General features: G+C 67.7%; 21 protein-coding genes. 7 read left to right on the forward strand and 14 right to left on the reverse strand.

The genetic code is table 11. The features are described from left to right. Positions 1 to 256 precede the first annotated feature (256 nt). Positions 257 to 1174 carry a hydroxymethylglutaryl-CoA lyase gene (locus LEL84_RS05065; RefSeq protein ID WP_226513479.1) on the forward strand — a complete coding sequence of 306 codons (918 nt, stop codon included), beginning with the start codon at positions 257 to 259 and terminating at the stop codon, positions 1172 to 1174. Positions 1175 to 1221: 47 nt separating this feature from the next. Here the strand turns inward: LEL84_RS05065 and LEL84_RS05070 are convergent, their stop codons facing one another. The 3 genes from LEL84_RS05070 to LEL84_RS05080 form a co-directional block, all read right to left on the reverse strand. Further along, positions 1222 to 1665: a universal stress protein gene (locus tag LEL84_RS05070; protein WP_058251858.1), complete on the reverse strand. Its 444-nt coding sequence runs from the start codon at positions 1663 to 1665 to the stop codon at positions 1222 to 1224. A gap of 169 nt (positions 1666 to 1834) precedes the next feature. Next, positions 1835 to 3991, reverse strand: coding sequence for an excinuclease ABC subunit UvrB (gene uvrB / locus LEL84_RS05075; RefSeq protein ID WP_058251857.1), 2157 nt, complete (start codon positions 3989 to 3991; stop codon positions 1835 to 1837). A gap of 20 nt (positions 3992 to 4011) precedes the next feature. Then, on the reverse strand, positions 4012 to 4677 hold the full coding sequence (locus LEL84_RS05080; protein WP_226513480.1) for a hypothetical protein: 666 nt from the start codon (positions 4675 to 4677) through the stop codon (positions 4012 to 4014). Positions 4678 to 4771: 94 nt separating this feature from the next. Between LEL84_RS05080 and LEL84_RS05085 the strand changes: the two genes are divergently transcribed. Beyond that, on the forward strand, positions 4772 to 5380 hold the full coding sequence (locus LEL84_RS05085) for a DUF402 domain-containing protein (protein WP_226513481.1): 609 nt from the start codon (positions 4772 to 4774) through the stop codon (positions 5378 to 5380). Here the strand turns inward: LEL84_RS05085 and LEL84_RS05090 are convergent. The 4 genes from LEL84_RS05090 to LEL84_RS05105 form a co-directional block, all read right to left on the reverse strand. Then, a complete protein-coding gene (locus LEL84_RS05090) occupies positions 5366 to 5836 on the reverse strand; it encodes a hypothetical protein (RefSeq protein ID WP_065632416.1) in 471 nt (156 codons plus the stop codon). The two genes, LEL84_RS05085 and LEL84_RS05090, sit on opposite strands and share 15 nt — an antisense overlap. A gap of 137 nt (positions 5837 to 5973) precedes the next feature. Next, positions 5974 to 6870: a dephospho-CoA kinase gene (gene coaE / locus LEL84_RS05095; protein ID WP_226513482.1), complete on the reverse strand. Its 897-nt coding sequence runs from the start codon at positions 6868 to 6870 to the stop codon at positions 5974 to 5976. A gap of 126 nt (positions 6871 to 6996) precedes the next feature. Next, on the reverse strand, positions 6997 to 8244 hold the full coding sequence (gene aztD / locus LEL84_RS05100) for a zinc metallochaperone AztD (protein ID WP_413466940.1): 1248 nt from the start codon (positions 8242 to 8244) through the stop codon (positions 6997 to 6999). A gap of 76 nt (positions 8245 to 8320) precedes the next feature. Further along, positions 8321 to 9067, reverse strand: a complete 747-nt coding sequence (locus tag LEL84_RS05105; RefSeq protein WP_226513483.1) for a TetR/AcrR family transcriptional regulator — start codon at positions 9065 to 9067, stop codon at positions 8321 to 8323. Between the two features lie 369 nt (positions 9068 to 9436). Between LEL84_RS05105 and LEL84_RS05110 the strand changes: the two genes are divergently transcribed. Beyond that, positions 9437 to 10897, forward strand: a complete 1461-nt coding sequence (locus LEL84_RS05110; protein WP_226513484.1) for a DEAD/DEAH box helicase — start codon at positions 9437 to 9439, stop codon at positions 10895 to 10897. After that, positions 10894 to 11493, forward strand: coding sequence for an SWIM zinc finger family protein (locus LEL84_RS05115; RefSeq protein WP_226513485.1), 600 nt, complete (start codon positions 10894 to 10896; stop codon positions 11491 to 11493). The genes LEL84_RS05110 and LEL84_RS05115 overlap by 4 nt, the downstream gene beginning before the upstream one ends. A 76-nt stretch (positions 11494 to 11569) precedes the next feature. Here LEL84_RS05115 and rpsA read toward each other — a convergent pair whose 3' ends face one another. Then, the gene (gene rpsA, locus LEL84_RS05120; RefSeq protein ID WP_058251851.1) at positions 11570 to 13048 is read right to left on the reverse strand and encodes a 30S ribosomal protein S1; all 1479 of its coding nucleotides are present in this window, start codon (positions 13046 to 13048) and stop codon (positions 11570 to 11572) included. Positions 13049 to 13273: 225 nt separating this feature from the next. Here rpsA and LEL84_RS05125 point away from each other — a divergent pair, with 225 nt between their 5' ends. Together LEL84_RS05125 and LEL84_RS05130 are read left to right on the forward strand one after the other, a co-directional pair. Continuing rightward, positions 13274 to 13852, forward strand: a complete 579-nt coding sequence (locus LEL84_RS05125; RefSeq protein WP_137810688.1) for a 2'-5' RNA ligase family protein — start codon at positions 13274 to 13276, stop codon at positions 13850 to 13852. A 353-nt stretch (positions 13853 to 14205) separates the two neighbouring features. Next, the gene (locus LEL84_RS05130; protein ID WP_065632389.1) at positions 14206 to 15303 is read left to right on the forward strand and encodes a class I SAM-dependent methyltransferase; all 1098 of its coding nucleotides are present in this window, start codon (positions 14206 to 14208) and stop codon (positions 15301 to 15303) included. Here LEL84_RS05130 and LEL84_RS05135 read toward each other — a convergent pair. Next, positions 15253 to 18267, reverse strand: a complete 3015-nt coding sequence (locus LEL84_RS05135; protein WP_226513486.1) for an ATP-binding protein — start codon at positions 18265 to 18267, stop codon at positions 15253 to 15255. The two genes, LEL84_RS05130 and LEL84_RS05135, sit on opposite strands and share 51 nt — an antisense overlap. Positions 18268 to 18284: 17 nt before the next feature. Between LEL84_RS05135 and LEL84_RS05140 the strand changes: the two genes are divergently transcribed. Continuing rightward, the gene (locus LEL84_RS05140; RefSeq protein ID WP_226513487.1) at positions 18285 to 19148 is read left to right on the forward strand and encodes a class I SAM-dependent methyltransferase; all 864 of its coding nucleotides are present in this window, start codon (positions 18285 to 18287) and stop codon (positions 19146 to 19148) included. Positions 19149 to 19154: 6 nt separating this feature from the next. Here the strand turns inward: LEL84_RS05140 and LEL84_RS05145 are convergent, their stop codons facing one another. The 5 genes from LEL84_RS05145 to polA form a co-directional block, all read right to left on the reverse strand. Then, positions 19155 to 19961: an amino acid ABC transporter ATP-binding protein gene (locus LEL84_RS05145; RefSeq protein WP_319005260.1), complete on the reverse strand. Its 807-nt coding sequence runs from the start codon at positions 19959 to 19961 to the stop codon at positions 19155 to 19157. Next, positions 19958 to 20920 (reverse strand): amino acid ABC transporter permease, encoded by a 963-nt coding sequence (locus tag LEL84_RS05150; RefSeq protein ID WP_226513488.1) that lies wholly within the window; start codon positions 20918 to 20920, stop codon positions 19958 to 19960. The genes LEL84_RS05145 and LEL84_RS05150 overlap by 4 nt, the downstream gene beginning before the upstream one ends. A gap of 1 nt (position 20921) precedes the next feature. Beyond that, a complete protein-coding gene (locus tag LEL84_RS05155) occupies positions 20922 to 21821 on the reverse strand; it encodes an ABC transporter substrate-binding protein (protein ID WP_226513489.1) in 900 nt (299 codons plus the stop codon). 357 nt (positions 21822 to 22178) lie between these two features. Further along, complete coding sequence (locus LEL84_RS05160; RefSeq protein ID WP_226513490.1) at positions 22179 to 23264, reverse strand: isocitrate/isopropylmalate dehydrogenase family protein; 1086 nt, start codon at positions 23262 to 23264, stop codon at positions 22179 to 22181. Next, on the reverse strand, positions 23264 to 26044 hold the full coding sequence (gene polA / locus LEL84_RS05165) for a DNA polymerase I (RefSeq protein WP_226513491.1): 2781 nt from the start codon (positions 26042 to 26044) through the stop codon (positions 23264 to 23266). The genes LEL84_RS05160 and polA overlap by 1 nt, the downstream gene beginning before the upstream one ends. Between the last annotated feature and the right edge of the window lie 41 nt (positions 26045 to 26085).

Consider the following 26085-nt stretch of genomic DNA (forward strand, 5'->3'; position numbering starts at 1 on the left):
GTGGTTCCGGGACCGTAGGATTCGGTCGTTCGACCGACACCGGGACAGAACGGCATCTCGGACATGGCTTCGCTCGGCGCCGGGAGCGAAGCGAGCGGGCCGAATGAACACCGGCGCCGGGAGCGAAGCGAGCAGGCCGAATGAACACCGGCGCCGGGAGCGAAGCGAGCAGGCCGAATGGGCACCGGCGCCGGGAGCGAAGCGAGCGGGCCTCGATCGATGGAGTCGCAGCGCCGGACAAGGCAAGATCGGACTGGTGTCAGACGTGCAGTTGATCGAGGTGGGCCCGCGGGACGGGTTGCAGAACGAGCAGACCCTGCTCTCCGTCGAGGAGAAGATCGAGTTCATCGCCCGGGCCGTCGACGCCGGCGTGCGCCGGATCGAGGCGGTGAGTTTCGTGAACCCCAAACGCGTACCGCAGATGGCCGGCGCCGAGGAGGTCATGGCCGGGGTGCCCCGCGTGGACGGTGTCTCCTATATCGGTCTCGTCCTGAATCGTCGTGGTCTCGACCGCGCTCTCGCCTCCGCGGTCGACGAGGTGAACGCGGTCGTCGTGGCCACCGAGGCGTTCAGCCACCGTAATCAGGGCTGCAGCGTCGAGGACACCATTTCGGCGGCCGTCGATGTGGTGCGCGACGCGCGCGCGGCCGGCCTCGCGACGACGGTGACCATCGCGGTCGCGTTCGGCTGCCCGTTCACGGGCGAGGTCGACCCTCGCCGGATCTCCGACATCGTGGCGCGGTTGACCGATCAGGCCGCCCCGGACGAGATCGCTCTCGCCGACACGATCGGCGTCGGGGTTCCGGCGCAGGTCCGCGATCTCGCCGCCCGCACGGCGGAGCGTGCGCCCGGTATTCCACAGCGCTGGCATTTCCACAACACGCGGAACACCGGTTACGCGAATGCTCTCACCGCGCTCGATTCGGGGGCCGGCGCCATCGACGCCAGTGTCGGCGGATTCGGTGGGTGTCCGTTCGCTCCCGCGGCGACCGGCAACATCGCGTCCGAGGATCTCGTCTACGCACTCGATCGGTCCGAGGTCAGCACGGGTGTCGACGTGCAGGGGCTGATCGACGCCGCCGCGTGGCTGGGCCGGGCCCTCGACAAGAATGTCCCCGCACTCCTCGGACGTGCCGGAGCATTTCCGGCCGTCCGCGGAGACGGGGACATCTGAGCGGGACCCCATCGGTGCGAACGCACCGGTGGGAAACCCTTCGCCGACTATCCGGTGGTGTGGACGATCAGCACGTCGCACGCCGACTTGCGGGCCACATCGGCGGGGACCGATCCGAGGAGCCGCCCGGCGATCGAATTCAGGCCGCGATTGCCCACGACGAGAAGATCGGCCTTGACGTCGCTCACCAACTGCAGGAGCGCGTCGACCGGAGCACCCTTGACCGGGCGCTGCACCACGTTCGACGCACCGGCCTTGGTGGCCCGTTCCTTCGCGGTTCGCAGGATCTCCTCGGTCGGCGTCGATCCGGTGACCTGGTACGCCTCGTCTTTCAGGACATCCGCGGCGTCGCCGGCTCCGCGCTCGTTCGGGAAGTACGCGCACGCGATCACCAACTGAGCGTCGCCCGCGAGTGCACCCGCACGCTCCACAGCCTTCATCGACGACTCGGAGCCGTCCGTTCCGACGACGACGGTTTCGTAAGAGCTCATCCCAACCTCTCGACATGAATTCGCCTCGCTGCCCATCAGCGAGGCGTCATCGCGTATACCCACAATGCAGGGGTCCTGCACGGGGACATTAGTGTGCCACGGGCACGTCTGTCCCCCGTTCGTGGTGATCGGCACATCGTGAACCCGACGCTGCCACCCCGAACAGACGTCACTTGATCCCGGCCGCGTCCATCCCTCGCATCTCCTTTTTCAGGTCGGCGATCTCGTCGCGGAGTCGTCCGGCGAGTTCGAACTGCAGATCCCGAGCGGCACTCATCATCTGGTCGGTGAGTTGGGACACGAGGTCGGCGAGCTCGGCGCGGGGCATCATCGACACGTCACGCTTCTCGATGACCCCCGAACTACCGGCCTTCGACACCTCACCCTGTGCGCGGCGTCCGCGGCTGGAGTTGCGTCCGGAACCGCCGACCGCCACGGCCTCGTCCTCGGCTTCCTTGTAGACCTGGTCCAGGATGTCGGCGATCTTCTTGCGCAGCGGCTTCGGATCGATGCCGTTCGCCTTGTTGTACGCGATCTGCTTCTCGCGACGCCGCTCGGTCTCGTCGATGGCGTTGCGCATCGAATCGGTGATCTTGTCCGCATACATGTGGACCTCGCCGGACACGTTGCGGGCCGCGCGACCGATCGTCTGGATGAGCGACGTGGTGCTCCGCAGGAAGCCCTCCTTGTCGGCGTCGAGAATCGCGACGAGCGAGACCTCGGGCAGGTCGAGACCCTCGCGGAGCAGGTTGATGCCGACCAGAACGTCGTAATCACCGGACCGCAGCTGGCGGAGCAGTTCGACACGACGCAGGGTGTCGACCTCCGAGTGCAGGTACCGGACGCGGATACCGAGTTCGAGCAGGTAATCGGTGAGATCCTCGGCCATCTTCTTGGTCAGGGTGGTCACCAGGACGCGCTCGTCGCGATCGGTTCGCTCACGGATTTCATGGACCAGATCGTCGATCTGGCCCTTGGTGGGTTTCACCACGACCTGCGGGTCCACGAGTCCCGTCGGACGGATCACCTGTTCGACGAACTCGCCGTTGGACTGGCCCAGTTCGTACGGCCCGGGAGTCGCGGACAGATAGACGGTCTGTCCGATGCGGTCGACGAACTCGTCCCATGTGAGCGGTCGGTTGTCGACCGCCGAAGGCAACCGGAATCCGTACTCGACGAGGTTGCGCTTGCGCGACATGTCGCCCTCGTACATGCCGCCGATCTGGGGCACCGTCACGTGCGACTCGTCGATGACGAGGAGGAAGTCGTCCGGGAAGTAGTCGATGAGCGTGGCCGGCGCGCTCCCCGCGGCTCGCCCGTCGATGTGGCGCGAGTAGTTCTCGATGCCCGAGCAGAACCCGACCTGACGCATCATCTCCAGGTCATAGGTGGTGCGCATGCGCAGACGCTGGGCCTCCAGCAGCTTGCCCTTGCCCTCCAGCTCGGCGAGTCGCTCCTCGAGCTCGCGCTCGATGCTCGCCATCGCCTTCTCCATGCGCTCGGGCCCGGCGACGTAATGGGTGGCCGGGAAGATGCGCAGCGAGTCGACCTGGCGCACGACGTCACCGGTCAGCGGATGCAGGAAGTACAGCGACTCGACCTCGTCGCCGAAGAACTCGATGCGCACAGCCAGTTCCTCGTAGGACGGGATGATCTCGACCGTGTCCCCGCGCACCCGGAAGCTGCCGCGGGTGAACGACATGTCGTTGCGCGTGTACTGGACGTCGACGAGCAGACGCAGCAGGGCGTCGCGATCGATCTCCTGCCCGACCTCGATCTCGACGGACCGGTCGAGATAGGACTGCGGCGTACCGAGGCCGTAGATGCAGGACACCGAGGCGACGACGACCACGTCGCGTCGCGACAGCAGGCTCGACGTCGCCGAGTGACGTAGGCGCTCGACGTCGTCGTTGATCGACGAGTCCTTCTCGATGTAGGTGTCGGTCTGCGCGATGTACGCCTCGGGTTGGTAGTAGTCGTAGTACGACACGAAGTACTCGACGGCGTTGTTGGGCAGCATCTCGCGCAGTTCGTTCGCGAGCTGCGCCGCGAGCGTCTTGTTCGGCGCCATCACGAGCGTCGGGCGCTGGACCTGTTCGATGAGCCAGGCCGTGGTCGCCGACTTTCCGGTGCCGGTCGCGCCGAGGAGGACGATGTCCTTCTCCCCGGCCTTGATCCGGCGGGTGAGGTCTTCGATGGCGGCGGGCTGGTCGCCGGCCGGTTCGTACTCGCTGACGACCTGCAGGCGGGCATCGGTCCGCTCGATCTCGCCGACCGGCCGGAACTCCGAGTGCGCGATGACGGGTCGTTCTGCTGCAAAAGCCATAGTGCCAGGGTAAACGCGACCTATGACATCGATGTTCCCGCGGACCGGCGTCCGACGAGCGCGGCGACGAGCACGACCGCCGAGCACAGCGGGATCGGCTGGCCGACGACGACGAACACTCCGACGTCGGCGAGGAGCGCGACGGGCGCCGCGACCCGGACCGCCGGGCCCGGAACCGGCGCCTTGCCGCGGGTCCGGCGCGGCACGCGCGACCACGGTTTCGCGATCGACAGCCAGCCCTGGAACGCGATCAACGTGGCCATCAGGACCGTCGACGCGAGCAGGCCGGCCGACGCGACTTCGCGGGCGCGCGCCGCCGAGTCGAGAGCTGGTGAGAGCACCGCGATCCCGACGACGAGCTGGCTCACCGTGATCGCGAACTTCACGAGGACCCACCAGTGGAGGAAGAAGCCCCACGGCGTCGTGGCGGACAACAGGAATCCCGACATCGCGGACACATTGGCCGAGACCACCAGGACCGTGGTGTCGAGGACGTGCGCGGCGACCGCGCCCCCGTCCCCGGGATTCAGCATCAGAACCGCCATCGCGAGCGCCTGGCTCATCCAACAGACGGACGAGAGCACGTGTATCCACAGCAGCACGTGCCGTGCGCGCTTGACGGTCGGCCGCGCTGTGATTCGTTCGCGGGCCACAGCACGGCCCCGTTCGGCGACGAAAGTCCTCATGTTCCGACCATCCCGCGGACCGGCGGTCGGACGCATCGGTGAGAACTCGGGCTTTCACCCTGAGATCGTCGGTGAGGCTGGCTAGATTCAAAGCATGACGAGCGATGGCGGGCGCACCGCCGACCCCGGGTCAGCACCGCACCCGCTGCACCCGCCCAAACGCGAGGTCTTCGACGTCCCGGCGATGACGAACACCGACAACAAGGGATTCGTCCGGGAGGTCGAGGAGTATCGCGTCACCGACTTCGGGCTGTACATGTCGCGCCACGCTCCCGGGCACCCCAGATTCGACCACCTGGAGTCATGGCTGCTACCCGCTTTGGGGTTGCGCGCCAACATCTTCCACTACCAAGGCGGCTACCGCGAAGGGCAGCGCCTGTACCTGGATGTCGGCCGGTTCGCCGGCCCCGACGACGACGGCCGGTGGCATGCCGAGGACTGGTACCTCGATCTCGTCGACGTGCCGGGCACCCCTCCCCTGCTGCTCGACACCGACGAGCTGCTCGAGGCCCACCGTGACGGACTGCTCGACACCGCGCAGAGCGTCGAAGCCGTCGAGATCGCCACGCGTGCACTCGTCGGTGCGGCGGAACACGGCAACGACATACAGGCCTGGCTCGACGCCGCGGCGGGCGGCGCGGTGGCCTTTCGCGACCACGACCACCGTCGCCACGGCGAGGCCGGTAGATCAGTACGTCGGTAGCACGAAACAGGATCCGTTACGGATGAAGTCCGGGAGCTGGACGCCGGTGCCCACCGTGACCGCCCTCGACTTCTCGACTCCATCGAGGGTCGCCTTCAGCAGGTAGCGGCCCGGGGTCGACGGCCGCCACTTGGGCCGGATCTCGACACTCGTGGGCTTCTGGTCGTAGATCGTGACCGTGCGCCCGGCGCCCACCAGGGTGACCTTCAGATTCGACTTCGCCGAACGCGGATCGCTGACGAGAACCGACAGCGTGTAGGAACATCCCGCGCCGTACACCCCGTAGTTGAACGAGCCGTTGGCCGACGAGCCGTAACCCGGAAGAGTGTCCACCGCAATGCCCTGCAACGCCGCCTCCGCCGGCGCGGCCAGCGCCACGCTTGCGCACGCAACTGCACCAAAAGCTATTGCGCCACTGGCAATCCGCGCGCGACTCCGACTTCCCCGACCGACCATGCTGTGCTCCACTCCTGGGCTTCGTCCTCAGCGACCACCCCCACCGCGGGGGCGTGCGACTCACAAGTTAGCAGCGGACGGGGCGGCATGTGCCGATTTTGGTAACGTTTGTAGTCAGTTTTTGTGCCAACCGCCGGTCAGCGTGTGACGACCCGCACCGTGGCAGGCCGCCCCGGGTCACAGGACCCGTACTGATCCGGTCCGGCCGGTGCGAATCCACCGTCGGCGAGACGATCCGCCAAGCCCTCCGCGGCGCCGGCGTCACGTGCGGTCACCCGCAACTCGACCGACGCCGGGTCGACGATGTCGACCGCGGTGGCCAGTTCGCCGGCGAGCGCCCACAATCGGTTCACCAGACGCGCGGACGGACCATTGGGATTCGGTTCTGCTGCCACGAGTCCGGGCACCGACTCGGCGACGCGACGCTCGCGGACGTTCAACTCGAGCGGCACGAGGCGCTCGTCCCAGACCCGGGCGGCCGATGCCGCCAGTTCCTCGGGGGCGCCCGAGTTGTCCAGCCATACGTCGGCCACGGCACGACGCTGCTCGTCGGTCGCCTGCGCGGCGATGCGGGCACGGGCATCGGCCTCGGCGACACCCCGCATGGTCGTCAGCCGGTGCAACCGCACGTCGGCCTCGGCGAACACGATCACGACCAGATGGAAGAACGGCGCCGTGTGGTTCTCGACCAGCAGCGGGATGTCTTGCACCACAATCGCGTCGGCCGGTGCGTCGTCGAGCATGGCCTGAGTCCGCGCCCCGATGAGCGGGTGGGTGATGCCGTTGAGCGTCAGCCTCGACTCGTCGTCGACGAAGGCCTTCGCCGCGAGAGCCGGACGATCGAGACTCCCGTCGGCGGCCAGGATGTCCGGACCGAACGCCTCGACGAGCGCAGCCAGACCCTCGGATCCCGGCTCGACCACCTCCCGGGCGACTTTGTCCGCGTCGATGATGTACGCGCCCCGCTCGACGAACGTCTTCGCCACAGTCGATTTGCCGGCCCCGATGCCACCGGTCAGCCCAAGCCTGATCACGCCCACCAGTCTGACAAATCCGTCTGCGACACGTTGGAAGGGCCCCGCAGACACGAGAGACCCCGTCTCGCGCGATGACCCTCAGCGGGTCACGACGTCGAGACGAGGTCTCCTCGGGTTGATGGATCAGCCGGTGACGGCCGCCAGTTCGATGGTCTCGTGCGGCAGGTCCGCCTCGCCGACCTTCTCGTTCTTGTTCAGATCGACGGCGACGATCTTCTTGGCCGCCGGGTCGCTGACGTAGGCGATGCCCTCCTGCACCACGACGTTCGGCATCGGGGACTGCCACTCGTCGGGTTCGGTCCATGCGCCGATGGCGGGGATCGTGGCGGTCTTGGCCGCCGTGTCGGCGTCGAAGACGTGTAGGGCACCGTCGGTTCCCAGGATCACGGCGGACCCGCCGGGACCGCGCTCGATGGACCGGAAGCTGTAGGAGGTGCCGAGGTCGACGAGCCGGAGCTGACCGGTGCGGGTGTCGGTGAGCGAGAACCGGGTCGGCCGTTCGAGTTCGGCGTCCGGATCGGACTTGTAGTCGCCGAGGATGATCGGGGACTCCTCGCTGCCGGCCTGGTTGCCGATGCGGCCGTACTCGTCGGGGCTCTCGACCTTGCGGATGTCGTTCCCGTTCACGATGAGCAGTCCGTCCTCGCAACCGAAAGCGAGGACTCCGTCGGCGCCGGCGGCCTCACCGTGCACGCCCGGGCACTGGTCGTTGCGCACGATCTCCTTGCGCTCGGGGTCGAGAATTGCAATCCCGCTGCGCGAGTCCTCGTTTCCGACGGTGACGACGACCGTGCCGTCCTCACGGAACACCGCGACCCCGTGGTGCGGCTCAGGAAGTGTGAACGAGGTCGACGCCGGGTTCCCGCGCAGGAGCTCGGCGGGCTCGACGATGTCGACCTGGCCCGTGCCGTCGGTGAAGAGGGCGATCCGGGAGTCGTGCGGCACAACGTGTCCCGGCTCTTCACCGCCGAACGTCATGTCGGTGAGGGCCGGTGTCGTCGTGTAGTAGTGACCATGGTCGCCGTGTTGACGCGTCCAGGTACCCATGTCGAGAACCCGGAACCCGTCCGACTCCGAGACGAACACATTACGGCCGTTGTCGGCGCTGTTGAGTCGGATGAAGCCGTCGATCGGGAGGTCGGCGACCTGCTCCAACGACTCCGCGTCGAGGACCAGGATGCCGCCGTCGTAGCTGAGCGCGAGGCGCGGCGTGGCGCTCTGCTGCTCGACGGCCGCGGCCGAGCTGGAGGCGGGCGCGGATTCGCTCGAATCCTCGCTCCCGCAAGCGACGAGCGCGAATGACGCGGCGGTGAGAAACGCGAGAGAGCGGGTCAGTTTTGTCCGTTGTGCAAACACCCGAACAGTGAACATGGATATGAAAATCATTGTCAACAACGCATGGGATGGTGGTGGCCCGCAACGGCCGCTCCTCGCGAACACCCCGGCATCAGGCCAGCAACGGCCGCAACCCGTCGAGCACGCGGGCGAGTCCGAATTCGAAGGCGTCATCGGGGGCGCCGGGCGCCTGATGGATCTCTCCGACCGCACTGCCGACCCGATCCGACAGGGGGTACGCACCATCGGGGATGACCGCCGCGAGTTCAGGACCGACGATCTCCCACCATCGCGCGTCGCTCATCCCGGATTCCTCGGCGGCCGTCCGCTCCCCGACCGCCTCGCGGGCGTTGCCGGTCACGAAGGCACCGAGCAGTGCGATGATGTTGTCCCGCTGGACATCCGAGATGTCGGTCGCCTCGAGCAGTTCGAGCTGCCGCTCGTACCGGGCCAGGCGGTGCGGGCCCAGCACCTGGCGCCACGGCGAGGCCGCCAGCAGCCATGGGTGGTCGAGACACTCGGCACGCAGTGCGCGCGCGACTTCCGCCAGGGACTCGACGACGGTCGGCGCCGGCCCGGGCATCGGAGTCCGTGCCGTCACGTGATCGATCATGAGCGCCACCAGCACATCACGCGTCGGCACATAGGTGTACAGACTCATCGGCCCGACGCCCAGTTCGGCGGCCAGGGCGCGCATCGAGACCGCAGCGATCCCGCGCTCGTCCGCGAGGTCGATCGCCGCCGTCACGATGTCGTCGACCGATACCCGCTGCCGCGGCCCCCGCCGCGGACCGCCATCTCCGGCCTCGGCTCGCCAGAGCAGTCGGACCAGCGTGCGTGCATCATCTGCGGTCGACACGGTGACGCCTTTCCCGTACGGTGTACCGAGTAACAACTCCGTACACCGTACCAAGAGGAGTGTCCGCTGCCCACTCAGGCCACGTATCTGCCGGACCTGCACCAGTTCGCGCTCTGGTCTTCCCACCAATCCGACGCCGGGAACCTATCGGACAGCTGCCGTCTCGCGGTCCCTGACGGCCGCGACCTCGTCGTTCGCGACGTCCGCTGCGAACTCGTCGACCCCCCGGCACTCCTGGCCGCGTGCGACCAGGGTGATCCGAGCCGAGTCGCGGAGTCGGTCGAAGCGTGGCGACGCACACTCGCCGGCGACTCCGCGACACCACTGCCGCTCGCCGCACACGCCGAGATCGATCCCACCGGGACGGCGATGACGACTGCGGACTTCGCCCGTACAGCGCTGCAGGAGTGTCTCGCCGCCGAGGACATACTGCGAGACACTCTGCGAGCCCACCTGCGGCCGTATCAGATTCGCGGTATCGCCTGGCTGGCCCGGACCGCGGAGGTCACCGGCGGTGCCGTGCTGGCCGACGAGATGGGACTGGGCAAGACCGTCCAGGCGATCGGACTGCTGACGCTTCGGGCACACGAGGGACCACAGCTGGTCGTCTGCCCGACCAGCCTCGTGACCAATTGGAGTCACGAGGTGGCCCGCTTCGCGCCCGATCTGAACGTGTACACCGGCCCCCTCGAGCATGCGCCGGACGGGCCCGGTTCGATCACCGTGATCTCCTACGCGAGACTGCGACTGAGCATCGCCGATGTCCGTCGATTCGACTGGGCCACAGCCGTGTTCGACGAGGCGCAGGCCCTGAAGAACCCGCGCACCCAGGTGTCACGCGCGGCGCGCACCGTCGGCGGCCGGGCTCACGTCGCGTTGACCGGCACTCCCATCGAGAACAGTCTCGACGACCTCTGGGCGATTCTCCGGGTCGTCGCGCCCGCACTGTTTCCTCACCGGGCGGTGTTCCGGCGGCGCTTCACCAAAGCCGTCGACGACGGCGACGCCGGCGCGCTGCGACGACTTCGGGTGGCGGTCGCGCCGGTGATGTTGGCGCGCACCAAGTCCCGCGTGGCGTCGGCGCTGCCGCCGAAGATCGCCAATCCGGTGCTCGTCGATCTGACCGACGAACAGGCGCAGCTCTACGACGCTCACCTCGCGCGCGTGGAAGACACCGGCTTCGGCGACGGATTCGAAAGGCACGGACGGATTCTCGCCACACTCACCCGGCTCAAGCAGATCTGCAACCATCCCGGCCTCGTCACCGGCGACACCCGGGTGCTCGCGGGACGCTCGGGCAAGCTCGACGTGTGCACACAGATCCTCGGTGACAACCTGCGCAACGGCTCCCCCACGCTCGTCTTCACCCAGTACCGGGAAACCGGTGAACTCCTCGTCCGGCACTTCGCCGAACAACTGGCGGTCGACGCACCGTTCTTCCACGGCGGTCTCTCGGCGAGCCGTCGCGACGAACTCGTCGCCGCCTTCCAGTCGGGCGAAGGCCCCGGGTTGATGGTCATGAGCCTCAAAGCAGGCGGCGTCGGACTCACCCTCACGCGCGCCTGCGACGTCATCCACTTCGACCGCTGGTGGAACCCGGCGGTCGAGGCCCAGGCGTCCGACCGCGTGCACCGAATCGGCCAGGAACGTCCCGTCACGATCACCACCCTCACCTCGGCCACATCCCTCGAAGAGCACATCGATCGCCTGCACCGGCGCAAGTCCGTGCTCGGCGCGCACGCGGACGACACGTCCGCTCTCACCGAGCTGACCGGCCTCGACGACCAACGGTTGATGGACATCCTGCGGCGTCACCGGGAGGCGCGATGACCAGCACTCCTGCCGAATTCGGGTTCACCCGCTGGGGCGCCGAGATCGTCCGGCTCGCCGAGCCGATCTCGGCGCGTGGCCCCAACGCCTCGGCACCACGAGCCCGCAGTGTCGCCCGCAACGGCGGCGTCACGCTCACCGTCGACGGACGTTCGGTCAGCGGTCTGGTGCAGCGTGGCGGCGAGGCATCGATGGCACATCTCGAGTTCGATGCCATGTCCCCCGCGACCGCGACGACGCTGCGGGAGGTGCTCGGCGAGTCCACCGAACCGACCGATGACATGCATCGTCGCCTCATCGAAGCGGCGTCGTGGTCGTCACCGGTTCTCGAGGTCGCCGACTGCTCCTGCCGCGCCCGCGGCGACCGGTGCCTGCACATCCTCGCCACGCTCTATTCCCTCGCCGCGGCCGTCGATCGAGAGCCCTCGCTGGCCCTCCGCCTACGCGACTTCGAGGCACGGCTCAGCGGAGTCGCCGGTGGCGCGGACCACCCGGATGGACCACCGAGCCGGATGCCGCTGCGGTGGGCGGCTCTGACGACTTTCGACGCCCGGGACTACTGGAGTGCTCGGCGTCGCACCGGGGCGCCCGACTGACCGTCGGCACCAGACGAGAGAAGCCCTCCCGGTTTCCCGGAAGGGCTTCTTCATCGTGCTCGGTGAGCGAGGCGTGTCAGGCGTTGCCCGACAGCTTCTCACGCAGTGCGGCGAGCTGCTCGTCGCTGGCCAGCGAACCGCCGGCCGACGATCCGCCGGTCGAGCTGCTGCTCGACGACGATCCGCCACGGCTCTCCGACGCCGACGAGTAGTCGGTCGGGGCGTTGGCGGCCTCGGCGGCAGCAGCGGCGAACTTCTCCATCTGGGCGGTGTGCATCTTGTGGCGACGCTCGGCCTCGGCGTACCGGGCCTCCCATGCCTCGCGCTGCTTCTCGAAGCCTTCGAGCCATTCGTTGGTCTCGGCGTCGAAGCCCTCGGGGAAGATGTAGTTGCCCTGCTCGTCGTAGCTGTCGGCCATGCCGTACTTCGAGGGGTCGAATTCCTCGGTGTAGTCCTCGTTGGCCTGCTTCAGGCTCAGCGAGATCCGACGACGCTCCAGGTCGATGTCGATGACCTTGACCATCGCGTCGTCACCGACGGCGACGACCTGATCCGGCACCTCGACGTGGCGCTCGGCCAGCTCGGAGATGTGGACCAGACCCTCGATGCCCTCGTCGACCCGGACGAACGCACCGAACGGCACCAGCTTCGTGACCTTGCCCGGCACGATCTGGCCGATGGCGTGGGTGCGGGCGAACTGGCGCCAGGGATCTTCCTGAGTTGCCTTGAGCGACAGCGACACACGCTCGCGGTCCAGATCGACGTCGAGGACCTCGACGGTGACCTCGTCGCCGACGGCGACGACCTCGGACGGGTGATCGATGTGCTTCCAGGACAGCTCGGAGACGTGGACCAGACCGTCGACGCCGCCGAGATCGACGAACGCACCGAAGTTGACGATCGAGGACACGACGCCCTTGCGGACCTGGCCCTTCTGCAGCTGGTGCAGGAACTCGCTGCGGACCTCGGACTGGGTCTGCTCGAGCCATGCGCGACGCGACAGGACCACGTTGTTGCGGTTCTTGTCGAGTTCGATGATCTTGGCCTCGATCTCCTTGCCGATGTACGGCTGCAGATCGCGGACGCGGCGCATCTCCACGAGCGATGCCGGGAGGAAGCCGCGCAGGCCGATGTCCAGGATCAGGCCGCCCTTGACGACCTCGATGACGGTGCCCTTGACGGCCTCGTCCTTCTCCTTGAGCTCCTCGATGGTGCCCCAAGCCCGCTCGTACTGCGCACGCTTCTTGGAGAGGATCAGACGGCCTTCTTTGTCCTCCTTGGTGAGGACCAGGGCTTCGACCTCGTCACCGACGTTGACGACCTCATTGGGGTCGACGTCGTGCTTGATCGACAGTTCGCGAGAAGGGATGACGCCTTCGGTCTTGTAACCGATGTCGAGCAGAACCTCGTCCCGGTCGACCTTGACGATGGTGCCTTCCACGATGTCGCCATCGTTGAAGTACTTGATCGTGGAGTCGATGGCGGCGAGAAAGTCCTCGGCAGTGCCGATGTCATTGACGGCTACTTGCGGCGAGGTGATCGTGGGGGACGACATATGTTGAGTTGCTCCGGACAGGTGTGTAGTAGGTACGATTCTGCAAAGCTCTGTTGATCGACACCACCTGGACCGGCCTGTCACCGGTCAGGGCAGGTGCGAACCGCGCGTCATCGGGCACACGCGCGTGTAGAAGCCTACTCCAGCGGCATTGTGCTGGGCAAATGGCTCGTCTCACGAGGCCGCCAGGACGTGCGGCCCGGCGGGAAATGAGACGATCCCCACGTGGCGCACTCACTCGAACTCCTCCTCGACGACTCGTCCGACCAGCAGGTTCGGGCCGAATGGGACGCCCTCGCCGCAGCCGGACTCCCCCATCAGGGTCGCGTCGCGTCGCCGACGAATCGGCCCCACGTGACGCTGGTGGCCGCGTCCCGGATCGACGGGAACGCCGATGCGGCACTGGCCGCGGTCGCCATGCGCCTGCCGGTGGGCATGCGGCTCGGCGCTCCGATCGTCTTCGGCGGCGGTCGACGATCCACGCTCGCGCGGCTCGTGGTGCCGTCGAGCGAACTACTGTCGGTCCACGCCCAGGTCTCGCGGCTGTCCGCCGAGTTCGTCGACCCCGAGCCGGCCGACACGGCGACAGCCTCGACCGATGGTCGCCGAATGCCGTTCGCGCACACCACTCCCGGGCAGTGGACCCCGCACGTCACCCTCGCGCGGCGGATGGACGCCGAACAGCTCGTCCGCGCCTTCGACATCCTCGACATACGCGCCGAGATCGTCGGCGAGTTCACCGCACTGCGACGCTGGGACCCAGATGCGGGAACCGACGTCGTGCTCGCGGGGCGGGCCTGCTGATCGCGCTGCGGAGTCAGACGGAGGAGCCGCCGTTCCCCCGTCGGCCCGGCAACGCGCCGAGTAGCCGACGAAGCCGGGAGTCCGGACGGAACCGCGGGCAGGACCGCTCGCCGCAGAGCGCGCAATCCGTACCCGTCCGGTAGTGCTCGTGAGCCGATCGGTCGTGACCGCATCGGCAAGTCTGGTCGCCCACGGCGCTCAGGTTACCCAAGCAGGGTCTTCGGAGCCGGGGTCGTCGAAGGTTGTGACCCACGTCGTCGCCACGGCGACGAGCGCGTCCCACCGGCACCGGGTGAAGAACTCCGAGATCACGATGAGAGTGACTTGAGAGCCCACGGCCCGATGATCTGGGCATGACCGAAACACTGAGATCCTCCACCGACCGACCAGCACCGAGCGCCGACGAGTTCGCCGAACGACTCTTCGGTTCGACGCTCGCCACCGCCGAGACCATGAGCGTGTACCTCGGCGAGCGCCTCGGGTGGTACCGATGCCTGGCCGAATCGGGACCCCTCACCGCCGACGGGTTGGCCGAACGAACCGACACCAACGCACGCTATGCCCGGGAATGGCTGGAGATGCAGAGCGCCTTCGGCATTCTCGACGCGGACCTGACCACCCGGCCGCACACCTTCGCGATCTCGCCGGGCGTCGCCGAGGTACTCACCGACACCACCAGCCTGTCGTACCTCGGCGCCCTCCCCCGCATGTTCGCAGCGTCGGCACGCCATCTGCCGGAGTTGCTCGATGCCTACCGGAACGGTGGGGGCGTGAGCTGGGAAACCCTGGGCGCCGACGCGCGAGAGTGCCAGGCCGATCTCAACCGGCCCTGGTTCGACGCACGCCTCGCGCCCGCGCTGGCGGGTGTCGAAGCCCTGCACGAGCGGTTGTCCCGGCCCGGGGCGCGGATCGCCGACGTCGGGTTCGGAGCGGGCCACTCGACCATCGCACTCGCGCGGGCCTACCCGGAGGCCACCTTCATCGGGCTCGACGTCGACGAGGCGTCGGTACGGATGGCCCGTGCGCATGCCGAGGCGGCGGGTGTCACCGACCGCGTGACGTTCCTCGTCGCCGACGGCGACGAGGCCGCGGCGCACGGCCCGTTCGACGCCGCCTTCGCGTTCGAGTGCCTTCACGACATGCCGCGGCCGGTCGAGGTCCTCGCCGCGGTCCGGCGCGCACTGGCGCCCGGAGCTTCGCTGATCGTCATGGACGAAGCCGTATCCGACGAGTTCGACGGTCCCGCAGACGATCTCGACAAGATCATGTACGGGTTCTCGTTGCTGGTGTGTCTGCCGGACTCGATGAGTTCACCACCGTCCGCGGCCACCGGCACGGTGTTCCGACCGTCGACGCTGCGTCGGTACGCGCACGACGCGGGTTACGCGGGCGTGACGGTCCTACCCATCGAGGACTTCAGCTTCTTCCGCTTCTACGAGCTGACGACCTGACCCCGCCGGTGCGCGCCCGGCCCGCAACGAGGTGACGGCGACGTCGACGACATCGGACGGAGCCGTGGCGGCACCGGTCGCGACGAGATCGTCCGTCGCCGCCTCGCCCAGCGCGGCTCGGATTCGATTCTCGACGGAACCAAGTCGCCCGACGTCGTTCCCGAACGGATCGGACCCGGCCACCTCGTGTGCTCGCCGGGTGGCACCGAGGATCAGAGCCGCCTGTTCGCACCGCCCGAGATCGACCAGGACGTCGATCACCGAGCGCAGGGTCACCCACTGATTCGTCCAGTTTCCCGCTTGCCGAAAATGCTCGAGCACCTCCACGTACGACCGGGCGGCGGCGTCGGTTGCGCCGGAACGGGCCTCGATCGACGCACGCGACGCCATCGCCACCCCGAGCAGATACCGGTCACCGTGCCGGCGCGCGGACTCGATGGCACCCTCGAGGAGTTGCCGCGCCCGCCCGGGATCGGCGTCGAGCAGACACTCGCCGGACACGTAGCGACACCAGGCCGCGACAACGTCTTCACCCGCTGTGGCACAGGCGATCTCGAGGGACCGCGCAGCCGGGTACGCGTCCTCGCCGCGGTAGGCGCGGATGAGCAGTGCACTGATGTCGGCCATGTGCGCCGCACCCGGCATGCCGGCCGCCAGTGCGAGTTCGCGGAAGGTCCGCGCGTCGTCGAGCGCAATGTCGAGATCTCCCTGAAACAGGCCGATGTCCACGAGCATCATGTGGAGGTAGACGCGGACCGACGGGTCTGGGCCGGCGTCGAGGCCCCGGCGCGTGCACCGCCGCGCGGTCGGCAGGTCGCCGTCGAAGCGGGCACCGCCGGCCGACACCGCCCACACCGCGGACCCGAGCGACGAGTCGTCGTGACGGTCGATGAGCATCCGCGCCCATGCGGTGACCTCCGGACTCATGGTCAGTTCGAGGAAGGGGATCGACCCCTGCAGGATCGTGTCGGCGAGAGCGGGATCGTGAACACTCGCATGGTCGATCGCCTGCCGCACGTCATCGAGCCGTTCATCGATCAGGCGCGCGGCGTCGAGGTGTCCGCGACCGTAGACCTCGCACCCCAACGGACCGAGCCAATCCGCGACCCACGCGGTGTGCGCACACCGCGCACCGTCGAGGGCGTCCCGACTCGCCAGTGCATCGATACCGAAGGCACGCAACGTCTCCAAGAGGAGGTAGCCCCCCGGATCGACCGACACCATGCACGCGTCGACCAGTTCGGCCATCGCATCGGCCACGTCTTCGCGGTCCAGCACTCCCGTCGCCGCGGCCAGGAACTCCGCATCGTCGAGTCCGAACCGGGAGGGGAAGATGCTGAGGACGTCGAACAGACCACGCGCCGAGTCGCTCAGCAGTCCATAGGACCAGTCGACGAGTGCGTGCAGGCTCCGGTGCCGGGGCGCGATCCCGCGCGGACCGCGCAGGACCCGGAAACGCCAGTGCAGTCGGTCGACGAGCACTGCCGGCGGTATCGCGCGCGCCTTCGTCGCCGCGAGCTCGACGCCGAGCGGCAGGCCGTCGAGCCGTCGGCAGATCTCCGCGATCGCCGGCGCCGTTGCCTCGTTCAGCTCGAAGCGTGGATCGCGTGCCCGGGCACGGACACAGAACAGCCGGACGGCATCCGACGACTCGATGGCGGCGGGCGCCGCATCCACGTCCGGCACCGGAAGTGGGTCGAGGGAGATGATCTGTTCGGCGGCAATTCCCAGCGGCACCCGTGAGGTCGCGAGCACCGTGATATCGGGGCACCGATCCTGCAGCGCGACAACGAGTTCGACCGCTGCCTCGAGGACGTGCTCACAATTGTCGAGCACGAGCAGTCCGCGTCGACCGGTCAGCGCGCCGGTGAGTGCGTCCAGGGCCGCGACATCGCGACGCATCGACAGGCCCGTCGCCGAAGCCACCAGGTGCACCACCGCGTCGCGGCTCGCGACCGCTGCCAGTTCGGCGAACCAGACGGGACGGTCACTCGCCGACCGGACATGGTGCCGGACAAGCGCCGTCTTGCCGACACCACCGGGGCCGAGGACCGTGAAGACCCCGCGTCCCCGCACGGTTGCCGTCAGGCCCGTCAGGTCGGCATCCCGGCCTATCAGCTGGCCCGAATCATGGTTCGCCGCGCCGATTTCGGTATGTGGTACCGCGACTGTTCGTTCCGGCCGCCCATCGCCGCGGACGCGGCGCGGCGGCGGGTCCCCGTCGAGGATGCGGGCATGCAGTTCGCGGACCGACGGGGCCGGGTCCGTGCCGAGGTCCTCCGCGAGGCGTCGATGCAACCGTTGGTAGGCATCGAGCGCCTCGGCCGCGCGATCCGTCCGCCACAACGCCGCCATGACCCTGAGGTGGAGCCCCTCGCGATAGGGATGATCATCGGCGAAGGGCAGCAACCGGACATAGGCGTCTTCCGGACGGCCGAGGGTGACCAGGGCATCGGCAGCTGTCTCCGCGGCCAGGACACGCCGTTCGAGGAGCGCCCCGACCTCGGGCTGCGCCCAGGCACAGTCGGCGAACTCGCCGTATGGCGTTCCATGCCACAGACTCTCGGCCTGGTCGAGCAGATCGACAGCCAGCTGGGGCTCGGCATCGACGACGGCGACGGCCCGTGCCACGGTGTCGTCGAAGAGCAGTGCGTCGACATCGGTCCGATCGACGAGGAGCGTGTACCCGGGCGCGGTCGTGACGACTCGCAGACGGCCGTCGACCTGACGTCGCCGCAAGGTGGTTCGTAGTCGGAAGACGAGGTTGTGCAGGGCCGACTCCGGGGTGGCCGGCGGCGCGTCGGCCCACAGGATGTCGGTCAGCCAGTCCACATCGGCCACCGCATTCGCGCGCAATGCCAGGGCGGCGAGCAGACAGCGGAGGCGAGGGGTGCCGAACTGCGGTCGGGACACACCCGCGTCATCCGGTGTGTCCACCGGACCCAGCAGAGTGAGACAGACCATGGCCTTATCATCGCAGGATGTCCCCCAACCAGGCGGAATCCGAACAAACCACATCGAACGGCCCGGGGTCGAGCCGTCCCCCGAGGATCCTCGGCGAGGTCGACTCCGCGACCAGTGACCGTGCCAGCCGGTGGTGGTGGGATCACGATGCGGAGAACTATCACGTCGAGCACGGCGACTTCCTCGGTGCCCATGCCGCGGGCGGAGATTTCGTGTGGTGTCCGGAGGGTTTACGCGAGGCCGATGTTCGGCTCCTGGGGGAGATCGAGGACCAGGACATCCTCGAGATTGGCTGCGGTTCGGCGCCCTGTGCCCGGTGGCTGGCTACGCACGGCGCGCGCGCAGTCGGCGTCGACCTGTCGCGGCGGATGCTGGGCATCGGACTCGACGCGATGGCCGCGGAAGGCGTACGGGTCCCGCTCGTCCAGGCGACCGCCGAGACCCTGCCCTTCGCGTCCGCGTCGTTCGACGCCGCGTGTTCGGCCTTCGGCGCGGTACCGTTCGTCGCCGACTCGGCCGGCGTGATGAGCGAGGTCGCACGGGTCCTGAAACCCGGGGGGCGTTGGGTTTTCGCCGTCAACCACCCGATGCGCTGGATGTTCCTCGACGATCCCGGGCCGGAGGGCCTGACCGTACGGATCCCCTATTTCAACCGCACGCCGTACACCGAGACCGATGCCGACGGAACGTTGACCTACGTCGAGCACCACCGCACCATCGGTGACCGTGTTCGCGAACTCCGGGCCGCCGGGTTCGTTCTCGACGACATCATCGAACCCGAGTGGCCGGACGGTTTCGACCGCACCTGGGGGCAATGGAGCCCGTTGCGCGGCAGCTACTTCCCGGGAACAGCCATCTTCTGCAGCCACAAGCCCGACTAGCGGCGCTCACAGCAGCTTCGACAAGAACTCCCGGGTGCGCTGTTCTCTTGGATCGGCGAGGACCTGACGAGGGTTCCCCTTCTCCAGGACGACGCCGCCGTCCATGAACACGAGCTGGTCGGCGACCTCCCGGGCAAAACCCATCTCGTGCGTGACGACCAGCATGGTCATGCCCGACGCAGCCAGCTCACGCATCACCTTCAGTACATCGCCGACGAGTTCGGGGTCGAGCGCCGAGGTGGGTTCGTCGAACAACATGAGTTTGGGGTCCATCGCGAGCGCACGCGCGATGGCGACACGCTGCTGCTGGCCACCCGACAGCTGGGCCGGATAGGCGTCGGCCCGGTCGGACAGGCCGACCCGGTCCAGCAGGTAGCGGGCTTTGTCGACCGCCTCCGAACGCGACTGACGCTTCACCTGCATCGGCGCCTCGATCACGTTCTCGAGGGCCGTGCGGTGCGGGAACAGATTGAAATGCTGGAACACCATGCCGATGTCGCGTCGCTGGGTCGCCGCGTCCTTGGCACTCATCTCGTGGAGCTTGCCGTTGCGTTCCCGGTAGCCGATCAGATCACCGTCGACGTAGAGCCGGCCGGCGTTGACGACTTCGAGGTGGTTCACACAGCGGAGAAACGTGGACTTCCCCGATCCCGACGGACCGATGAGACACAGCACCTCGCCGCGCGCCACCTCCAGCGAGATCCCCTTGAGGACCTGGACCGAACCGAAGCTCTTGCAGACCCGGTCGGCCACCACCATCGGCGGCGGCGATCCGCCGGCGGCCGGTGCGGCCGTGTCTTCTGCGGGACTCATGCCTTCTCTCCCCCTGCCGGCCCGGCGGCGCCGCCGGGCGCCGTGGCCGCGCCGTCGGCCATCGTCTTGAGTTGCCGCGCCGTGAGCTGCCGGGTCGCGCCCTTCGCGTAGTAGCGCTCCACGTAGTACTGGCCCACCATCAGGACACTGGTGATGACGAGGTACCACGTGGACGCGACGAGAAGCAGCGGGATCGGCTCGAAGATCACGCCCGAGATGTCCCGCTGTCGTCCGTAGAGGTCGAGGGTGAGCGGCACCGCCGCCACCAGGCTCGTGGTCTTGAGCATGCTGATCAGCTCGTTGCCGGTGGGCGGGATGATCACCCGCATGGCCTGGGGCAGCACCGTTCGTCGCATGGTCTGCGCCCACGACATACCCAGTGCCACCGACGCCTCGGTCTGCCCCTCACCGACCGAGGACACACCCGCGCGGACGATCTCGGCCATGTACGCGGCCTCGTTCAGGCCGAGTCCGATGACCGCGAAGAGGAACGCGGCGTTGAGCGTCTGGATGTCGAGCGACACGAACTGGTGCACGAACGGTATGCCGAGGTCGATCTGCTTGTAGATCGCCGGGAACAGGCCCCAGAAGACCAGCTGCACATACACGGGGGTGCCGCGGAAGATCCACAGATACACCCACGATGTGCCGCGCAACACCGGGTTCGGGCTCAACCGCATGATCGCGAGGACGACGCCGAGCACGATGGCGATGGTCATCGACAGCAGGGTCAAAGCGAGCGTGTAACCGACCCCCGACAAGATGCGCGAGTCGAAGAGATAGTTGCCGTACGTGCCCCAGCTGTAGGCCTCGTTGGTGGCGGCACCGTAGACGAACAGTGCGCCCAACACGATGATGATCACCGCCGCGACCCACTGTCCGGGACGACGGAGCGGAACCGCCTGGATCGGTTCGGGTTCGCCCGGCGGTGACGCGGCGGTGCTGTGCGGTGAGGTCATGTCAGCTCACCGCGCCGTTGATGACGGAGACATCGATCATGCCCTCCTCGAGGCCCCAGTTGGCCGCGATCTCTTCGTACTGTCCGTTGTCCATCAGGTACTGCACGGCCCGCTGCAGTGCGGGCGCGAGCGGTGAGCCCTTCCGCACCGGCCACCCGTACGGCGCGGAGTCGAAGACCCCACCGGCGGGCTTCAGACGGTCGTCGGTGCGTTTGATCGCATAGGCCGTGACCGGCGAGTCGGCCGACATCGCGTCCACCCGGCCCAGGATCAGTGCGTTGACGGCCTCGTCCTGGCTGTCGAACCGGACCTTGTCGATCGCCGGTTTGCCCGCAGCGACGCACGCCGCGCTCTTGGCGGGAACCTCGTCGGTGTCCTCGTAGGTGGTGGTCTGCACCGCGACCCGGAGGCCGCAGGCGTTGTCGGGGTCGATCTCGTCGTCGTTGTCGCTCGCCTGCGCCCACTGCACGCCCGCGCTGTAGTAGGTCACGAAGTCGACCTGCTTCTCGCGCTCGAGGGTGTCGGTGAACGACGACATCCCCAGCTGGTAGGTCCCGGCCTGCACCGAGGGGATGATGGTGTCGAACTGGGACTCCTTGTAATCGGCTACGAGTCCGAGCACCTTGCCGACGGCGTTCATCAGGTCGACGTCGTAGCCGATGATCTTTCCCGATGCATCCTTGAACTCATTCGGCTGGTACGGGATGTTGACCCCGACGATGAGGCGTCCGGTGCGCGCGATCTCCGGTGGGACCAGCGCGGCGATCTCCGGCACCGTCGCGACGTCGACGTCGATCGGCACGACCTGACCGGCGCGCTCCCGCGCCTCGTTGTCCACGCATCCGGTCACGACGACCAGGACGGCGAGCAGGACGCCGAGCCAACGAGCCACCCGCGTCACACCACTACCCTTCGTCCGGCCGATCGCACCAACTCACTGTAGTTCGCCCGCCGCACCCCGGCTCGCCACCCACCGTTCACGCGTGTGCGCGCCTGTTTCCGCTCCCTCAATCCGAGAGTCCCGCAAACCATTGCTCCCCAAAACGAAAGAACAACAAACCGCTGGTCTATGTTGTGCAAGCGATGCCCTCCTCTGCTCCCTGAGGTGCGAGGAGCGCAAGCGACGAGCCACGAAGGGTTGGCGACGCATCTCACCAAGACCCTTCGTGACGGCCTCCGCAAGCTCCGGCCTCCTCAGGGAGCAGTAATCGGGCGCGCTCCGAGCACAACGGATTATTTCCCAGTCCGCTCGCAGAGCTCACCCCTCGACTATCCGCCGGACCACCGCGTCGGCGAACTCGGCGGTGCTCGCCTCGCCGCCCAGGTCGCGGGTCGCGGTGTGCGCGAGCGTGTCGGCGACAGCGGCGTCGATCCGGGCACCGGCCGCGACGAGGGCCGCGTCGTCGGTCATCTGCCCGTACCTCTGAAAACCCATTGCCACAGAGGCGATCATCGCGACCGGGTTCGCGATGCCGCGCCCGGCGATGTCGGGTGCGGCACCGTGCGACGCCTGCGCCATCACGCGGGACTCCGAGCTGTTGACCGAACCGGCGATGCCCAGCGAACCGGCGAGCTCGCCGGCGAGGTCGGACAGGACGTCGCCGAAGAGGTTCTCGGTGACGAGGACGTCGAAGTCCGCGGGACGCCGAACCAGCAGGGCCGCCATGGCATCGACGTGTTGCTCGGACACCTCGATCTCGGGGAACCCGGCGGCGATGTCGCGGCACGCATCCCGGAACAGGCCGGTGGTCATGCGCAGGACGTTCGCCTTGTGCACGATGGTCAACCGCGGCTGCCGGTCGGAACCCGCACGCTCGATCGCGGCGGCGCATGCGACTCGCGCGATTCGCTCCGACGCCGCGCGTGTGACGAGCCCGACCGCCAGTGCCACGTCGGGTGTCGGCATGAATTCGCCGCTGCCGACCGCCATGTTGCGATCGGCGTAGAAGCCCTCGGAATTCTCCCGCACGACCAGGACGTCCATGTCCGGCCGGAGCGCCGGAACACCCGGAAATGCCCGGGCGGGACGGAGATTGGCGAACAGGTCGTACCGGGTTCGCAGGACCGCTCCCGGCGTGCGGTCCCCATGACCCGGCGGGTACGCCGCCGAGTCGTGGGGGCCGACGATCCAGAAGCCGAGCTCGTCGAGGGCCGTCAGCGTCTCCGCCGGCACCGGATCGCCGTGCGAGGTGATCGCAGACAGCCCGAAAGGTAGGTGCTGCCAACTGATCTCGATCGATTCCGCACGAGCGGCAGCCTCGGCGATCGTCACCGCCGCCGGCACGATCTCGGGTCCGATCCCGTCCCCGACGAGGACTCCGAACTCTCTGTCCCGGTCACCCATCAGTGAGCTGCGTCGTCCCAGGAGCGTCCGAACCCGACCGACACCTCCAGCGGGACGGACAAGGTGATGGCATTACCCATCTCTTCCCGGACAACGACCTCGACGGCCTCCCGCTCGCCCGAGGCGACCTCGATCACGAGTTCGTCGTGGACCTGGAGAAGTGTTCGCGACGTGAGCCCTTCAGCTGCGAGGCGCTTGTGGACGTTGATCATCGCGACCTTGATGATGTCGGCGGCGGTGCCCTGGATGGGAGCGTTGAGCGCCATCCGTTCCGCGGACTGCCGGCGCTGCCAGTTGTCGCTGTTCAGATCGGGCAGATACCGCCGGCGACCGAACAGTGTTGCGGTGTACTCGTTTCGGCGGGCCTCGGCGACCACGTCGTGCAGATAATCGCGCACCCCGCCGAACCGCGCGAAGTACGCCTCCATCTGCTCCTTGGCCTCGTCGCGGCTGATCTTGAGCTGGGCGGCGAGCCCGAATGCGCTGAGCCCGTAAGCGAGTCCGTACGACATGGCCTTCACCCGGTGGCGCATCTCGGTGGTGACCTCGTCGATCGGCACCCCGAAGGCCCGTGACCCGACGAAGTTGTGGAGGTCTTCCCCGGTGTTGAAGGCCTCGATGAGGCCGGCGTCCTCCGACAGGTGGGCCATGATCCGCATCTCGATCTGGCTGTAGTCGGCGGTCATGAGGCAGTCGTAGGGCACACCGGTCGCGGTGTCGGCGCCGACGATGAAGCCCCGCCTGATCTCGCGGCCCGCCTCGGTACGCACCGGGATGTTCTGCAGATTCGGTTCGGTGGACGAGAGGCGTCCCGTCGCGGCGATCGTCTGATTGAACGTCGTGTGAATACGTCCGTCGTCCGCGACCGACTTCAGCAGCCCGTCGACAGTGACCTTCAGCCGCGTCGCGTCGCGGTGCTCGAGGAGGTGTGCGAGAAAGGGATGCTCGGTCTTCTCGTACAACGACTGCAACGCGTCGGCGTCGGTGGTGTAGCCGGTCTTGGTCTTCTTCGTCTTCGGCATGTCCAGCTTGTCGAAGAGAATGGTCTGCAACTGCTTCGGCGAACCGAGGTTGATCTGTTCTCCGATGACCTCGTAGGCCGCCTCGGCCGCGGCGCGGATCCGGTCGGCGAACATCCGCTCGAGGGCACCGAAATGGTCGACGTCGACGGCGATGCCCGCGGCCTCGGCATCGGCGAGCACGAACGACAGCGGCAGTTCCATCTCGGTGAGCAGCGGTTTGGAGTCGATCCGGTCCAGTTCCGTGTCGAGCGTGTCGGCGAGTTCCTGGACCGCCCGCGCCTCGAGCATGTGCTGTTCGGCCACCCGCCCGTCCGAATCGTCGTCGAGCAACGACATCTGGCCGTCGCCCGGGCCGCCGTCGGCGCGCAGTTCACGACGCAGGTAGCGCAGCGCGAGGTCGTCGAGGTTGAACGTCCGTTGTCCCGGTCGGACCAGGTAGGCCGCGAGCGAGGTGTCGCTGGTGACACCGTCGAGCTTCCAGCCGCGTGAGCGCAGCGCGTGTACGGCCCACTTCGCCTCGTGAACCGCCTTCGGCGCGGACGGGTCGGCGAACCAATCCCCCAGTGCCGCCTCGTCTTCGGGATTCAGCGCGGTCACATCGACATAGGCGGAGGTCCCATCGGCGGCCGCGATCGCCACCCCGGTCGGGTCCGCCCCGACCACGACATGCGGGGCGGTGACGGCGAGACCGACGCGACCGGTGCGCGCATGCTCGGTCAGCCATCCGGCGACCTCACCGGCACCCAGGACCGCGCCGTCGAGATCGAAACCTGCTTCCGCCTCGGGTTCGACCGAACTCAACGTCGAGAAGAGACGGTCCCGCAACACCCGGAATTCCAGGTCGTCGAACAGCTGGTGGATACGGTCCCGGTCCCACCCGACCATGGCCAGGTCGTCGGGGGACGTCGGCAGCTGCATGTCCCGGACGAGCTCGGTGAGCTGTCGGTTGGTCTGTACCGACGCCAGATGAGCGCGCAATGCGTCGCCGACCTTGCCCTTGACCTCGTCGACGTGATCGACGAGGGCCGCGAGCGACCCGTACTCGCGGATCCACTTCGAGGCGGTCTTCTCCCCGACTCCGGGTATACCCGGCAGGTTGTCGCTGGGGTCACCGCGCAGCGCGGCGTAATCGGGGTACTGGGTGGGAGTGAGACCGTACTTCTTCTCGACCTCCTCGGGCGTGAACCGCGTGAGGTCCGACACGCCTTTGCGCGGATAGAGCACCGTGGTGGAGGCGTCGACGAGCTGCAGCGAGTCGCGGTCGCCGGTGACGATCAGGACCTTGTATCCGTCCTCCCGGGCCCGCGTCGCCAAGGTCGCGATGATGTCGTCGGCCTCGTAACCCTCGATGGCCAGCACCGAGACACCCAGCGCGTCCAGGACCTCTTTGGTGAGATCGACCTGGCCGTTGAACTCGTCCGGGGATTTGGACCGCTGCGCCTTGTACTCCGGATACATCTCCGACCGGAACGTCTTGCGTGAGACGTCGAAGGCCGCGGCGATGTGCGTGGGCTCCTCATCGCGCAGCAGGTTGATCAGCATCGAGGTGAAGCCGTAGACGGCGTTGGTCGTCTGCCCCGAATGGGTTTTGAAGTTCTCCGCCGGGAGCGCGAAGAACGCCCGGTACGCCAGGGAGTGCCCGTCGAGCAGCATCAACACCGGCTGCTTGGTCTTGCCCTTGGCGCCGGGTGCCGCCTTGCCCGTCGATCCGGTGGCCTTGGCTGGGGTCGTTGCCGGGGAACTCTGCGCTGGACTCACAATCGCCGAGTCTAGTGACCGCCCCCGACACAGCCTGCCGG

This window comes from Gordonia sp. WA4-43 (assembly GCF_020520305.1).
GTDB lineage: Bacteria > Actinomycetota > Actinomycetes > Mycobacteriales > Mycobacteriaceae > Gordonia > Gordonia hongkongensis.

Bases quoted from the DNA above. Each gene is read 5' to 3' on its own strand.
- LEL84_RS05150 (WP_226513488.1), bottom strand. From the start codon at position 20,920: ATGACCTCACCGCACAGCACCGCCGCGTCACCGCCGGGCGAACCCGAA.
- LEL84_RS05090 (WP_065632416.1), bottom strand. From the start codon at position 5,836: ATGGTCGGTCGGGGAAGTCGGAGTCGCGCGCGGATTGCCAGTGGCGCA.
- LEL84_RS05135 (WP_226513486.1), bottom strand. From the start codon at position 18,267: ATGGTCTGTCTCACTCTGCTGGGTCCGGTGGACACACCGGATGACGCG.
- LEL84_RS05145 (WP_319005260.1), bottom strand. From the start codon at position 19,961: ATGAGTCCCGCAGAAGACACGGCCGCACCGGCCGCCGGCGGATCGCCG.
- LEL84_RS05130 (WP_065632389.1), top strand. From the start codon at position 14,206: ATGACCGAAACACTGAGATCCTCCACCGACCGACCAGCACCGAGCGCC.
- rpsA (WP_058251851.1), bottom strand. From the start codon at position 13,048: ATGTCGTCCCCCACGATCACCTCGCCGCAAGTAGCCGTCAATGACATC.
- LEL84_RS05140 (WP_226513487.1), top strand. From the start codon at position 18,285: ATGTCCCCCAACCAGGCGGAATCCGAACAAACCACATCGAACGGCCCG.
- LEL84_RS05085 (WP_226513481.1), top strand. From the start codon at position 4,772: ATGACGAGCGATGGCGGGCGCACCGCCGACCCCGGGTCAGCACCGCAC.
- aztD (WP_413466940.1), bottom strand. From the start codon at position 8,244: ATGTTCACTGTTCGGGTGTTTGCACAACGGACAAAACTGACCCGCTCT.
- LEL84_RS05070 (WP_058251858.1), bottom strand. From the start codon at position 1,665: ATGAGCTCTTACGAAACCGTCGTCGTCGGAACGGACGGCTCCGAGTCG.
- LEL84_RS05080 (WP_226513480.1), bottom strand. From the start codon at position 4,677: ATGAGGACTTTCGTCGCCGAACGGGGCCGTGCTGTGGCCCGCGAACGA.
- LEL84_RS05110 (WP_226513484.1), top strand. From the start codon at position 9,437: ATGACGACTGCGGACTTCGCCCGTACAGCGCTGCAGGAGTGTCTCGCC.
- LEL84_RS05160 (WP_226513490.1), bottom strand. From the start codon at position 23,264: ATGGGTGACCGGGACAGAGAGTTCGGAGTCCTCGTCGGGGACGGGATC.
- LEL84_RS05115 (WP_226513485.1), top strand. From the start codon at position 10,894: ATGACCAGCACTCCTGCCGAATTCGGGTTCACCCGCTGGGGCGCCGAG.
- uvrB (WP_058251857.1), bottom strand. From the start codon at position 3,991: ATGGCTTTTGCAGCAGAACGACCCGTCATCGCGCACTCGGAGTTCCGG.